The sequence below is a fragment of the Streptomyces sp. NPDC032091 genome, assembly GCF_055580265.1.
Map to the genome: position 1 here is coordinate 306,719 of NZ_JBVILR010000006.1, position 12,387 is coordinate 319,105.

16 protein-coding genes and 1 pseudogene are annotated in these 12,387 nt (G+C 72.1%); 6 read left to right on the forward strand and 11 right to left on the reverse strand.

Features of this window, described 5'->3' with window-relative positions:
• Positions 1–61 precede the first annotated feature (61 nt).
• Positions 62–1,003, reverse strand: a complete 942-nt coding sequence (locus tag ACZ5NJ_RS13335) for a M48 family metalloprotease (RefSeq protein WP_468764943.1) — start codon at positions 1,001–1,003, stop codon at positions 62–64.
• On the reverse strand, positions 1,000–1,368 hold the full coding sequence (locus ACZ5NJ_RS13340; RefSeq protein ID WP_468764944.1) for a BlaI/MecI/CopY family transcriptional regulator: 369 nt from the start codon (positions 1,366–1,368) through the stop codon (positions 1,000–1,002). The genes ACZ5NJ_RS13335 and ACZ5NJ_RS13340 overlap by 4 nt, the downstream gene beginning before the upstream one ends.
• Before the next feature lie 223 nt (positions 1,369–1,591).
• On the opposite strand from ACZ5NJ_RS13340, the gene ACZ5NJ_RS13345 reads away from it, so the two are divergent.
• Positions 1,592–2,776, forward strand: a complete 1,185-nt coding sequence (locus tag ACZ5NJ_RS13345) for a copper resistance D family protein (RefSeq protein ID WP_468764945.1) — start codon at positions 1,592–1,594, stop codon at positions 2,774–2,776.
• Between the two features lie 47 nt (positions 2,777–2,823).
• Here ACZ5NJ_RS13345 and ACZ5NJ_RS13350 read toward each other — a convergent pair whose 3' ends face one another.
• Genes ACZ5NJ_RS13350 through ACZ5NJ_RS13370 form a run of 5 tightly spaced genes read right to left on the reverse strand, consistent with a single transcriptional unit; the run spans position 2,824 to position 6,835 of the window.
• The gene (locus tag ACZ5NJ_RS13350; RefSeq protein ID WP_468764946.1) at positions 2,824–4,215 is read right to left on the reverse strand and encodes a sensor histidine kinase; all 1,392 of its coding nucleotides are present in this window, start codon (positions 4,213–4,215) and stop codon (positions 2,824–2,826) included.
• Positions 4,212–4,889: a response regulator transcription factor gene (locus ACZ5NJ_RS13355; RefSeq protein ID WP_468764947.1), complete on the reverse strand. Its 678-nt coding sequence runs from the start codon at positions 4,887–4,889 to the stop codon at positions 4,212–4,214. The genes ACZ5NJ_RS13350 and ACZ5NJ_RS13355 overlap by 4 nt, the downstream gene beginning before the upstream one ends.
• Position 4,890: 1 nt before the next feature.
• Entirely contained in the window at positions 4,891–5,571 is a 681-nt protein-coding gene (locus ACZ5NJ_RS13360) for a phosphatase PAP2 family protein (RefSeq protein WP_468764948.1), read from the reverse strand.
• Entirely contained in the window at positions 5,568–6,173 is a 606-nt protein-coding gene (locus ACZ5NJ_RS13365) for a phosphatase PAP2 family protein (RefSeq protein ID WP_468764949.1), read from the reverse strand. Before ACZ5NJ_RS13365 ends, ACZ5NJ_RS13360 begins: the two co-directional genes overlap by 4 nt.
• Positions 6,170–6,835, reverse strand: coding sequence for a DedA family protein (locus tag ACZ5NJ_RS13370; protein WP_468764950.1), 666 nt, complete (start codon positions 6,833–6,835; stop codon positions 6,170–6,172). The genes ACZ5NJ_RS13365 and ACZ5NJ_RS13370 overlap by 4 nt, the downstream gene beginning before the upstream one ends.
• Positions 6,836–7,716: 881 nt before the next feature.
• On the opposite strand from ACZ5NJ_RS13370, the gene ACZ5NJ_RS13375 reads away from it, so the two are divergent.
• Positions 7,717–8,163 (forward strand): barstar family protein, encoded by a 447-nt coding sequence (locus ACZ5NJ_RS13375; protein ID WP_468764978.1) that lies wholly within the window; start codon positions 7,717–7,719, stop codon positions 8,161–8,163.
• 175 nt (positions 8,164–8,338) lie between these two features.
• Here the strand turns inward: ACZ5NJ_RS13375 and ACZ5NJ_RS13380 are convergent.
• The 4 genes and pseudogenes from ACZ5NJ_RS13380 to rpmB form a co-directional block, all read right to left on the reverse strand.
• A pseudogene (locus tag ACZ5NJ_RS13380) lies at positions 8,339–8,784 on the reverse strand (GTP-binding protein); the annotation flags it as partial.
• Positions 8,783–8,953, reverse strand: a complete 171-nt coding sequence (gene rpmF, locus ACZ5NJ_RS13385) for a 50S ribosomal protein L32 (protein ID WP_468764951.1) — start codon at positions 8,951–8,953, stop codon at positions 8,783–8,785. The gene rpmF and the pseudogene ACZ5NJ_RS13380, both read right to left, overlap by 2 nt.
• Positions 8,954–9,034: 81 nt before the next feature.
• Entirely contained in the window at positions 9,035–9,340 is a 306-nt protein-coding gene (gene rpsN, locus ACZ5NJ_RS13390) for a 30S ribosomal protein S14 (RefSeq protein ID WP_468764952.1), read from the reverse strand.
• Positions 9,340–9,576, reverse strand: coding sequence for a 50S ribosomal protein L28 (rpmB, locus tag ACZ5NJ_RS13395; protein WP_468764953.1), 237 nt, complete (start codon positions 9,574–9,576; stop codon positions 9,340–9,342). The genes rpsN and rpmB overlap by 1 nt, the downstream gene beginning before the upstream one ends.
• Before the next feature lie 64 nt (positions 9,577–9,640).
• Between rpmB and rpmG the strand changes: the two genes are divergently transcribed.
• From rpmG to ACZ5NJ_RS13415, 4 genes are all read left to right on the forward strand, one after another.
• On the forward strand, positions 9,641–9,805 hold the full coding sequence (rpmG, locus tag ACZ5NJ_RS13400; RefSeq protein ID WP_468764954.1) for a 50S ribosomal protein L33: 165 nt from the start codon (positions 9,641–9,643) through the stop codon (positions 9,803–9,805).
• A 39-nt stretch (positions 9,806–9,844) separates the two neighbouring features.
• A complete protein-coding gene (locus tag ACZ5NJ_RS13405; RefSeq protein WP_468764955.1) occupies positions 9,845–10,090 on the forward strand; it encodes a type B 50S ribosomal protein L31 in 246 nt (81 codons plus the stop codon).
• Positions 10,090–11,241 carry a CobW family GTP-binding protein gene (locus tag ACZ5NJ_RS13410; RefSeq protein WP_468764956.1) on the forward strand — a complete coding sequence of 384 codons (1,152 nt, stop codon included), beginning with the start codon at positions 10,090–10,092 and terminating at the stop codon, positions 11,239–11,241. The genes ACZ5NJ_RS13405 and ACZ5NJ_RS13410 overlap by 1 nt, the downstream gene beginning before the upstream one ends.
• Before the next feature lie 448 nt (positions 11,242–11,689).
• On the forward strand, positions 11,690–12,214 hold the full coding sequence (locus ACZ5NJ_RS13415; protein ID WP_468764957.1) for a hypothetical protein: 525 nt from the start codon (positions 11,690–11,692) through the stop codon (positions 12,212–12,214).
• Positions 12,215–12,387 lie beyond the last annotated feature (173 nt).

Here is a 12,387-nt window from a genome sequence, read left to right on the forward strand (position 1 = left end):
AGCCGTCGTCCTCCGCGACCACCCGTATGGCCCGAGTTCGAGGCGGGGCGCCGGTTCAGGCTCAGTCGGTGGGGTGTTCGCCCTGCGCCACTTCCACTCCGCGGTGCAGCCAGACGGCCCCGCCGAGGGAGGACGCGCCCGCGGCCGTGCACAGCAGGGCCATGGCCAGCAGGGCGGGAACGACGCGCCGCACCGGAGCCTGGGAAAGAAGCGCCTTGACCCGAGCGGGCACGGGTCCGGTGGTGGCGCGAGCCGCAGCCGTGGGCGCCTGCAGGCCGCTGCGGAGGGAGGCCGCCGCGAGTGCTGCCCGCCCAATGGCCCGGGCGGCCAGCCGCCGGTCCCCGCACGCGTGCGCGGCGGCTTCGTCGGCTGCGCGTTCAGCCGCGAAGGAGACCACCGGAACGACGGCGGCCAGGGCGGGATGACACCAGCCGGCGAGCTGCGCGACGGACAGGAACAGGTGGTGGCGGCCCGCCAGGTGGGCGCGTTCGTGCCCCAGGAGCGCTTCCCGCTCGCCCGGGTCCAGGGCCCGGAGCATGCCGGCGGTGACCACGATGCGGTCCGATCGGCGCATCCAGCCCGGCAGCGCGAAAGCGTCCGGCCGCTCGTCGTCGACCACGCACAGGCCCCCGGCCTCCGGCATCCCCGCGACCAGCTTCCGGACCGTGCGCACCCGCCTCAGCTCCGCCCTGGCGCCGCGCGCCCCCGCGGTCACGCTCACGGCGATCGCGCCGCCCGCCAGCACCGAGGCGCAGAACACGAGGACCGCCGGGCCCGCTTGGACGGGCCGGAGCAGATGCGCGAAGTCGGCGAGGGCCGGCAGGCGCAGGGCGAGTGGGAGCAGCAGGGTGCCCAGGCATGCGGCGACCCCGAGCGCCAATGCGGCCGTGCTGGTGGCGATCGCCCAGAGAGCGATGTCCGGCCGCACCCGCTCGGCCGTGCGCCGTGCGAGGGCCGGCAGGATCCAGGGCAGCAACAGGGGGACTACCAGCAGAACGATCATGGCCGGTCCTCTTGCAGGAGGCGGCGCAGTTCGGCTTCGTCGTGTGGATCGAGGCCCTCGACGAACCGCGCCAGCACCATGCTCCGGTCACTGCCCCCGTCGAGTTCGCGGTGCATCCGGCGAGCGGCGAGGCCGTGGGTGTCCTGAACGGCGAAGTAGACGAAGCCGCGACCGCCGGGCCGGCGCCCCACCAGTCCCTTGTCGTGCAGCCGCCCCAGGAGCGTGGCCACCGTGGTGCGCGCCAGGTCCTGCGGCAGTGAGGCCCTGACCTGCGCGGCCGACTGTGCCGTCCCGGCGGCCCACAGTGCGGCGAGCACGCTGGACTCGAGCTCCCCGGCGGGCCGGCGCTCGCCTTCGTCGGACATGGGTCCCCCTAGACCGCTGCGATCCCTGCGTCGACGTACACGCAGGTTGACTACTGTGCTGTAGACAGCGTAGTGGCTCGCCGACCGGAGGCTGAAGGAAGGATTCGGCGCCGCGTGTGATCGCCGGGAGTGGCATTACGGGTTGATGAAGAAAGAACAATCGAACGTTAAAGTGTGAGGAAGTGTGAGGGTAGGCTCACCTAAGTAAGGCTAGCCTCCCCTCATGAACAGCCTGCTGCTGGCCGCCGACCCGGCCGGATACACGGTGCCCCCCACTTGGCGTGTCTTGACCAAGGCCGGGTACTTCGTCGGCCTCAGCGCCGCGATCGGCACCACCGTCACCTACGCCACCACCGTCCGGCCGTCGCTCAAGAGGGCTCTCGGCACGGGCGATTCCGCCGACGTGGGCGCCCTGAGATCCAGATCGGCGATCTACACGGCCTGGGCGGGAGTGGTGCTGCTCCTCGCGGGCTACTTCCAGCTCGCTGCCCGCGTGGCGCGGGCCGGCAAGGGGATGCCCTTCGGTGACGCGCTCGCTCCGGGCAGGATCTGGGACTTCCTGCAGGCCCCCGCGGCCAAGGGCGCCTGGATCGCGCAAGGAACCCTCTACCTCCTCCAGAACCTCGTCCTGCTCGTGGCCGCGGCAGCGATGATCGCGCTGTTCGTTCCGGGCGTTCGCCGACGTGTGGACGGCATCGCTCTCGCCGTGCTTCCCGCGTCCCTCGCCATCACCCTGATCGCCGCGGTTCCGGCGACCGCCCCGGCCGATCTCGACCGCTGGCTCGACCTCTTCCTGAACCAGGCCCACATCGTCTCGGGCACCGTCTGGGTCGGCGGCCTCGCTCTGCTCGCCGTCCTCGCGGTCGGTACCCGGTCGCGGCTCGGCGACGGCGCCGGCCTGTTGTGGGCCGAGATGTGGCGCCGGTTCAGTCTGGTCGCCATGATCTGCGTCGGTGCCGTCCTGCTGTCCGGGCTGTGGCTCACCTGGAAGCATGTCGGCGCCGTCTCCCAGCTGTGGACCACCGGATACGGCATCGCCCTGCTCGTGAAGATCGTCCTCGTCCTCGGGCTCGTCGCCGCCGGAGCCTTCAACCAGTTCTGGCTCATGCCCCGCATCGCCCGGGCCCGGCGCGCCGACGACACCGTCTCCCTGCGCCGCCTCACCCTGCGGCACTTCCCCCTCGTCATCTGGGGCGAAGTCGCCCTCGGGGTCGCCGTCCTGGCCGTCGTTCCCTTCCTCACCGGCTCCGCCCGCGGCGAGGCCGGCGACGCCAAGGCGGTTTCCTCCGGCAGCCTCTTCGGCGCCGGAGCAGCCATGGCCCTCGCCCTCGGCGTGTCCCTGTACGCCACGGCGAAGGCCTCCGAGGCCCTGTCCCGCCGCTCGCCGACGGACCCCGCGTCGGCCTGACGGGCCTGGGGCCTGTCCGCACGGCGCACGGCGGACGCAGTGGTGCGTCAGGCCGCGGGCAGGGTGACCACGAAACGGGTGTCGCCCCGGTGCGATGCGTCCCGGTGCGATGCGCCCCGGTGTGATGCGTCGTGGTGGACGTCGCCGCCGGCAGAACGGGCCAGGCGTCGTGCGAGCGGCAGCCCCAGGCCCGCCCCTGGATGGCCGTCTTCGGCATCTGCCCTCTGCCCGGGGGCGAAGAGCTCGGGAATGAACGAGGTGGGAACGCCCGGGCCGTCGTCCGTCACCTCGATACGGATGTCTGCCCCTTCCAGGCGGGCGACGACAGCGACCCGGGAGCGCGCGTAGCGCAGGGCGTTGTCCACCAGTGGGCTGACCGCCCGTTCCACGATGGCCGCCGGTGCTGCGGCCATGAGCCGTCCGGTCGGCGGTGCGACACTGAGGGTGACCGTCGGCGGGGGAGTGCTCGAACCGACCACACGGGCCAGGGAGGCGTGAACGTCGGCCGGGCCCCGGTGGGTTGAGGCTGCGCCCTGGGCTTCGTCCAGGAGGGTGTCGCAGATCGTCCTCATGGACGACGCCGCATCCTCGACCACCGTGAGTGAGCTCTGCGTCTCTTCCGTGGAACGCGGGCGGATACGCCACCAATCCAGTTCGGCCACGATGCGGGCCAGCGGGTTCCGCAGTTCGTGGGAGAGCTCTCGCGTCAGCTGCCGCTCGTGCAGCAGTCCGGCCCGGATCTTGTCGAGGAGCGTGTCCAAGGAGGTGGCGAGCGCGGCGAGTTCGGCCGGCCGCCCGCTCGTACCGAACCGGTCGTCACCGAGCTGCGTGCTCCACGTGGCGGCCTGTTCGGTCATGGCCTGCACGGGGCGCAGCGCACGGCGTACCGCGAGGCGGGTCAGGGCGTAGGTCAGGACGAGCATGACGACGCCCAGGGCCAGCGTCGCGTGCAGGACGGTGTCCGCCGAGGTCCTGTACGGGACGAGGCTGACGGCGGCGACCACGGTGGCGGGGGCGTTCCCGGCGACGGGCAGTGCGCACAGCCGAACGGGGGTGTGGTCGGAGACGGTGACGCAGTGCGGACGCCCGCCGGCGGCCAGGCCATCGGCGGCCCGCGTCAGGGGCCCGTCGTCGGCCGCCCCGGGAGGGGACTCAAGTCGCTCATGGCCCGCATGGATCCACACGTCGGAGTCCAGCGCGTCGTCGTTGGGGACTTCCACCACACGGGCCTTGCGGCCGGTGGTGTCCACTGTCGAGGCAACGGCGGCCGCTCTGGTGCGCAGGTGGTCGTCCGCCCGCTGGTCCAGCTGGTGGCGGACGATGGCGTTGAAGGCGACGATGAGGACGGCCATCAGCAGGGCCGCTACGGAAACGGCGATCAGCGAGAGCCGGCCACGCAGCGTCAGCGGCCGGCGCCCGGCGGGGGAGCGGTCCCTCATGTCAAGCGGTGCCCGATCCCTCTGCTGGTCGTGATCGTCCGCTCGCTGCCCGCGGTGCGGAGTTTGCGGCGCAGGCGGCTCAGGTACTGGTCGAGGGTGTTGTCGCTGACCTGTGCTCCCTCCGGCCAGCCGGCCCGCAGGAGTTCACGGCGGGAGACGAGGGCACCGCCCCCGGCGAGGAGTGCGGCCAGCAGCCGGAACTCGGTCGGGGTGAGGTCGACAGGGCTACCGGCGGCGGTACAGGTGAACCGTGCCGGATCCAGGCTGACGTCGCCCGCTGCCGCTGCCGCTGCCGCCGCCGTAGGAGTCGGGCCGGCCCTCTTCAGGGCGGCGCGCAGCCTGGCGGCGAGTTCGACGAGGTGGAAGGGCTTGGCGAGGTAGTCGTCCCCGCCGGCGGAAAAGCCGGCCAGACGGTCGGTCAGGTGGTGGTGTGCGGTCAGGAAGATCACCGGTGCGGTGAAGCCCGAGGCCCGCAGAGCCTGGCAGACGTCCCTGCCGTCGGCGTCGGGCAGGCCGACATCCAGCACGACGGCGTCGAAGCGGTCGTCGGCCAGCCGTATGGCGGTGGCCCCGTCAGGTGCGGGCACCGGGTCGAAGCCCTCTTCCCGCAACCCGCGCAGGATCACGCTCCGCAAGGGATGGTCGTCCTCGACCACGAGAATGCGCCTGTCCACCTCAGGCCTCCCCGCGACCCACGGCCGGAGTCCACCGCACGTACGCCCAGACCACGAGGCACACCCAGCCGACGGCGAAGAGCCAGCCTGCGAGCACGTCCGTGAACCAGTGGACACCGAGGTACACGCGCGTCAGGCCGACCGAGGCCCCCCACGAGCCGATCACGAAGAGGGCGAGGCGGGACGTCCCGCGGCCGCCGAGGACCAGTGCCGCGATGGCGAGGCCCGCGGTCATCGCGGCCGTGGCGGTGTGACCCGAGGGGAAGGACCAGCCCGAGGCGTGCGCGGCCCAGTCGCCGACCGGCGGGCGCGGACGTGCGACCAGCGACATGAGCGAGTACCGAAGGGCCTGCCCCGCGCCGAGGCACACCATCGACGTGAGAGCGACGGCGCACCGCTGCCGGGCCGTACGCCCCACGTACACGCCGACCACGAACAGCACGGCGTAGGGGACGACCCCGGTCCCCGTATCGGTGACCGCGCGGGCCAAGGCCGCCGCCCCGGCCGGGCGGTGCGCCACGGACCAGGAGTGCAGGCCCGCATCGCCCGGCAGCAGGCGGACGGAGGCCCGTGTCACCCACAGCGCGACCGCGGCCAGGAGAACGAAGGCGGATACGGCCACCCATCCCGCCCGGCGACCGACGGCCGGGCCGACGGGCTCGGAGACGAGGGGGTCCGTCACGGGCTGCTCAGCAGCGGGCGCAGCCGGCTCCGGCCGAGCCGGTCCGCCAGGGCGCTCTGCCGGCGCCGGACGGCCCGGCCGCAGAGGGCGGCAACCAGGGCGCCCACGACGAGCCCCGCGAGGACGTCGTGGGGGTAATGCACCCCGACCCATACCCGGGAGGCGGCCATCAGCACCGCCCCCACCACGGCGACGGCCCCCAGACGACGGGACACGAAGAGGAGGGCGACAGCGGCTGCGGAGGCGATGGCGGCGTGGTTGCTGGGGAAGGACCAGTCCCCAGGGGCGGGGCAGGCTTCCAGCACGGCCACGTGCAGGCTCTGGCAGGGCCGGTCCTCGCGGAAGACGAGCTTGAGCAGCAGATCGGCGCCGAACCCGGCGAGCGTGATCAGCGGGACCGCGAGGGCGGTGACGGCCGCCGGGGAACCGGTGCGGCGGGCTCCCCACCACGCCGCGACCATCAACACGGCGAACAGCAGCAGGCCGTAGAGCGACCAGGTGGCAACGAGGTCGTTGAGCCAGCCCGGTGTCCGGTGGGCGAGGTCGATGACGTCGATGTAGGCATTGCCGTCGAAGCCGGAGCCGTTGTGGCCGGAGGTCACTGTGCTGTTCCGTTCTGGTGCTTGCCGCCCCTGCGGGAGCGGAGGATTTCGATCGCCACGGGCAGCAGCGAGATCGCCACGATCAGGCCCACGATCGGCAGGAGGTACGTGTCGACGCTGGGGATCGACGAACCGAGGGCGTAGCCGGCCAGGACCAGCCCGACCGTCCACAGCAGACCGCCGGCGACCTGCCACAACGTGAACACGCGGCTCGGAATGTTCAGAACTCCGGCGAGGGGGTTGAGGACGGTCCGCACCACCGGCACGAACCGGGCCAGCACGATCGCCTTGGCGTGTCCGTACTTCTCCAGGAGTTCCTCGGCCCGCGCGGCGCCTTCATGGAGCTTCTTGGAACGGCTGCGGGCGAGGAGGGCCGGCCCGGCCCGGCGGCCGATGAGATAGCCGCACTGGGCCCCGGCCAGCGCACCGATCACTGCGGCGGCCAGCACCGCCGGCAGGGAGAGCTTCGTGCTCCCGTCGGCTGCTCCCGCGCACAGCAGCCCCGCGGTGAACAGCAGCGAGTCCCCGGGCAGGAAGAAGCCGACCAGCAGGCCGGTCTCGGCGAACATCACCACCGCGATGCCGATCACACCGAACGTGGCGAGCAGGGAATGGGCGTCGAGGAGATTTACGGCGAGGGCGGCGGAAGCGGACGTAACCATGGAGCGGGTCGGCCTCTCTCACTGATGAGGAAACGGGGGACCACCCGAAGGAGCCCTGCCGACTACAGCGAAGTAGACGGTCTACTGCACTGTAGACGATCGAGTGCCCGTGGACGACCAGGCCCGGCGCGCCGCCGGCTACGGCTTCGCAGGGGGACGCGCCGTGCGCCAGGGCTTGGTGGCCCCGCTGCCCGACGCACCAGGGCCGCGCGATTACTCCTGGCGGGTGTGCGCCGGGGCGGCCTCGCGATTGACGTGCGCGTACCTCGCCTCCCACCGACCGGCGACGCGGCATCCCCCGGCGCCCGGCTGCCCACACCGCAGCCCCCTTGTCCGGACCGGGCACCGATTCGCCCGTCGGCGGGGTGCCCGGCGCTCCTGGACTTGGGCGTACGTCATCAGCCCGAAGAGGATGGCGATACCGCCGGCCGCCAGGAGCGCGCCACCGGCGTACCCGAGGCCGGAGCTGTCGGAGAGGAAGTCGCCCGGACACACACCCGACGGGTTCGACGAGTCGAGGTCGGTCAAGACCTCCGAGTTCCGAACCGTGACTTCTCCAGTCCTTTCGAACGACAGGGCGTAGCCCCGAAGTCGGACGAGCGCCCCGTGAAGTGGTGATTGCAATGCCGTGACCAAAGCGGTCAACGCGGATGCCACGTTCAGGCGACCGGTACGGCCGCCTTCGGTTGGAGACCGTCAAGGGCCGGCCGACGGCGTACGCGTACGATGAGCTCGGCCGCCGCACCACACCGCCCTGACCGCGTCCGGGACGCGCCATCACCTTCGATTCGAACTCGCTATCAGACATCCATTGTGGGCAGAAGTCCCAGTTGGGCGGAGTGATGACAGAAGAGACATCGGCCATGCACATCGCCCCATGGATGCACGTCATTTCCCCAGGTGGTGGTGGCCTACCGCTTGATGAACTCCTGCCCGTGTCCGGCAGCGTTCACGTGGCGCGTCTCAGTGGAAAGGACATGCCGGATGAGAGTGCGGTCTTTCGGGAATTTTATGGATCGCTACATTTTCCCGAATATTTTGGATGGAACTGGGCCGCCTTCTACGACTGCCTTCGTGACCTTCAGTGGCTTTCGTCGGATTCCCATGTCCTGATCATCGAGTCTGCGGAAAGTGCCCTTTCCGGGGATGAGGCTGCTCAAGGGGAGTTCTTCAGAACCCTTTGGCGCGCTGGCCAGCGATGGTCCTACACCAAGCGGCCCGAAGGCCTGACGCTCAGTAGGTTCTCCGTTGTCCTGTCATGTGACAAGGAGTCCGCATACGCCCTCGCGAAGCGGCTTGGGGAGCTTCAGGGGCCACCCAATTCCTAACCTCAACCCTTTGCGGTGGGCCGCCGGATCCTCCGGCGGCCCATTTGGCCGGCCGGGCCGTCCGCGGTCATGGTGGGATCCGTCTGACGGGTGAACGGTCGACCGGGCGGCCGGAGCCGGGGAAGCGGCGCCGCCGCTCGCGGCTTCGCTGTCCCGGATCGCCGTGTGCGCGTGGAACCACTTCCTGGCCCTGTGCGGTGTCGGGTTCGAAGCGGGCGACGGTGCCGGCCTGGGGCCACCGGCCGGTCACTCGGGGGCGGCCGGCCAGAAGAGCCCCTTGGAGCGGAGGGTCCGCCCGAAGGTCCCGCCGTCGAGGTCCTCGGTGACGAACCTCCACGGCCTGCCGAGGCGGAAAGCGGTGTCGGCGCGGGACGCGACCGAGGAGATCCCGTACTCCTCCGTCTCGGGGACGTGGTCGCCGTTGCCGGGCGGGGCCGCCCGCAGGCGTGCGGCCCCGCCCGGCTTCACCAGGTCCAGCTTGTTGAGGACGATGACGTCGGCGAACTCGACCTGTTCGATGAGCAGGTCGCTGATGGTGCGCTCGTCGTCCTCGTGAGCGGCGAGCCCGCGCGCCGCCGGTTCGTCTCCGCCTTCGAGCTCGCGCAGGAAGTCCGCGGACTCAGCCCTCGGGGTGGATGAGGCCGCGCTCGTACGCCTTCACCAGCCGCTGCGGGACCTGGTGGACGACGCCGTCGACGGTGACCGGTACCAGCTGGGGCGTGGCGGCCTTCCACTGGGCGCGGCGGTGGCGGGTGTTGCTGCGGGACATTTTCCGCTTGGGGACGGCCATGGTGAAACTCCTCGTCCTGGTGGGTGGATGCGATGCGATGCGTGCCGGAACGTGGCGCCGTCCGGACGGGCGCGGGGTGGGCTACCAGGACGACTTGGTCACTCCCGGTAGGAACCCGGCGTGCGCCTGCTCGCGCGTGCGGACGCGGGAGAGGCCGAACTTGCGCAGGTAGCCGCGCGGGCGGCCGTCGACGGCGTCGCGGTTGCGGACCCGGGTGGCGCTGGCGTCGCGGGGCTGCCGGCGCAGCTCCGCCAGGGCGGCCTCGCGTTCGGCCGGGGTGGAGGACGGGCGGCGGATGGCCGCCTTGAGTTCGGACCGGCGGGCGGCGTACCGCTCGACGACCGCCTTGCGCTTCTCGTTCTGCGCGATCTTGCTCCGCTTCGCCATCAGACCTTCCCCCCTCGGGCGCGGACGCGGGCCACGGCGGCCTCGATGCCGATCGCGTCCACCGTCTTGACCGCCCTGGCGCTGAGCGTCAGGCGGACGTGGCGCCCTTCGCTGGGCAGCCAGTAGCGCTTGTGCTGGATGTTCGGGTCGAAGCGGCGCGGGGTGCGCCGGTGGGAGTGGGAGATGGTGTTGCCGAAGCCCGGCTTGGCGCCGGTCAGTTGGCAGTGCGCCGACATGGATGCAGCCTCTCTCGTCGGGTCCCCGTATTGGAAATGGAAACCATTCCCATATAGTAGCGCCATGGCACGCAACGAGATCCGCCCGGTCGTCAAGCTCCGCTCCACGGCCGGCAGCGGGTTCACCTACGTCACCCGAAAGAACCGGCGCAACGACCCCGACCGGCTGGTGCTGCGCAAGTACGACCCCGTCGCCAGGCGCCACGTCGACTTCCGCGAAGAGCGCTGACCCCCGGCAACCCCGTCCCACCGTCGAAAGGTTCCTGCCGTGAAGCCCGGCATCCACCCCGCCTACGGGCCCGTCGTCTTCCGCGACACCGCCTCCGGCACCGCTTTCCTCACCCGTTCCACGATGAGCAGCGACAAGACCGTCGCATGGGAGGACGGCAACACCTACCCCGTGGTCGACGTGGAGATCTCCTCCGCGAGCCACCCCTTCTACACGGGCACCGCCCGCGTCCTCGACACCGCCGGACGCGTCGAGAAGTTCCAGCGCCGCTACGGAACCCGGTGATGGCGCGTGAGAACCAGCTCCCCGTCGTGATCGTCGCCGGGATGCACGCCGACGCGCGCGGGGAGGTCGTCGAACGCCTTCTGCGGTCCGTGCCGGGGAGTGTGGCCCTGCACCACGATCTGGCCGGAGCCGCCGGCGGCACCGTGCTCCGGATCGTCCGCGACGCCTCCGGCACCCTGTCCTCGGGTGATGCCCCGCTGGTCAACGACTGCGCGTGCTGCGCCCTGCGCGAGGACCTGGTGCCGGAGCTGGAGCGGATGGCGGACGGCGGCCTGACCCGGCTCGCCGTGGTCGAACTGTGGGACTCGGTCGAGCCGAAGGCCATGGCGGAAGTCGTCGCCGCGCACGGAGGGGACCGGCTCGTCCTGACCAACGTGATCACCGCTGTGGACCCGGCGCTCGTCCTGCCCTGTCTCGGCAACGGCGACGACCTGGCCGAAGCCGGCCTCGCGGCGGCCCCCACCGACCGGCGGACCGTCGGGGACACCTTTGCCCGGCAGCTGGAGTACGCGCCCGTCCTGGCGGTCGTCGACAGCGACGAGGCCGACGAAGAGGACCGGGCGCTCCTCGCGCAACTGCACCCCACCGCCCGGCGCGTACCCGCCGGTTCCGTCGAACTGGCCCGGGCCGCGTTCGCGGGCTTCGACGTCGAGGCCGCGGCGGCCGCCCAGCACCCCGCGTGCGCCCTGCTGCCGCAGGACGCCGACGAGGCCGGCGTCGCCACGCTGGTCTGGCACCGACGCAGACCCTTCCACCCCGAACGCCTCTACCGGGCGCTCGAAGACCTGTGCTGCGCCGCCACCCGCAGCCGCGGCCGGTTCTGGCTCGCCGACCGCCCCGACACGCTCCTCGCCTGGGACGCCGCCGGCGGAGCCCTGTGCGTGGAGAGCGCCGGCCCCTGGCTGGTGTCCCTGCCGGACGCGGCGTGGGAGATGGTCCCGCCCCTGCGCCGAGCGGCGGCCGCGCTCGACTGGCACCCCGACCACGGCGACTGCTGCCAGCACCTCGTCTTCACCTCGCCCGGTCTCGACCGGGACGGGCTGGAGCGGCTCCTCGACTCCTGCCTGCTCACGGACGCGGAGTACACGGCGGGGCGCGAGGCCTGGAAGGGGCTGCCCGCGGCCTTCGACTCCCTCCTCGACAGGGCCTGACCCCCGCTCCGGCGGCTGAACGGCCCGCCATCAAGAACGCCCGGGAGATGGCCCTGCTGCCCTGCGCGAGCCGCTGAGCGTCCACGCGAGATCCGGAAGTCGGGCGGCAGTGCGGTTCCGGTTGAGGGGCGGGGTGGGGCGGGGGTCGGGGTGGCCGGGGTTCGGGGCGGGTGACGGGTGGTGGGGGGTGGGTGGGAAGTGGGGGGTGGGGTTCCGGGGAGGGGGTGGGGTGGGTACGCGCCATTCCAGGGGTGAGGGGGGTGTGGGACGGCGGGTTTCGGGGCGGGCGGTCGGGGACCCTGTGTGGACTGGTCGTATACGGTGCGTGATCATCGTTCACGGGTTCTCCGGGGCGCCTTCACGGGGCGCACACTTCCGGCCGCCCCGCGCCCCCGCGCTCCCCCAGGGGGCAGACGGGGCGCGAGGCACCGCCCTAGCCTCCCGGGCCATGCGATCACCTCTGAAGCGCCGCCTCGGCCTCACCGCGCTCCTCGCCGTCGTCCTGGCCGTGTTCGGCCTCGCCCCCGCGGCCCAGGCCGACCCCGCCCCGGCCTCCCTGACGTTCGCCACGAACGCCACGACCGTGACCCGCGGCGGCACGGTGAACCTCTCGATGACGCTCACCAACAACAAGACCTACGACGTCTGGTTCGTCTACCAGACCATCTCCCCGACCTGGCTCACCACCCAGCGCGCCGACCTCAAGTACAGCTTCACCGGCTGCAGCGTGGCGACCCCGACCGGCGCCGCGGCCTGTTCCGGCGTCGGCCCGTCCGACCTCGGCGGCAACTACGGCGCGACCATACCCCCCGGCCAGAGCCGCACCGTGACGCTGACCCTCCAGATCGCCGCCGACTCCGGCTGCAACGGCAACATCGGCTTCTACTCGTACTACTACGCCGAGTTCAGCGACAGCACGAACACCAACGGCGGCCCGGTCTACACCCCCGAAACACGGGTGCTCTGCGCCTGACGGCCCCTCGTCCCGGCCGGAGGTGGCCGGAAATCGCCCCCGACCGCAGGCCCCAGTGGTCTGGACCACTAGGGTGGCGGGGGGGGGGGGGGGGGGGGGGGGGGGGGGGGGGGGGGGGGGGGGGGGGGGGGGGGGGGGGGGGGGGGGGGGGGGGGGGAGGGGGGGGGGGGGGG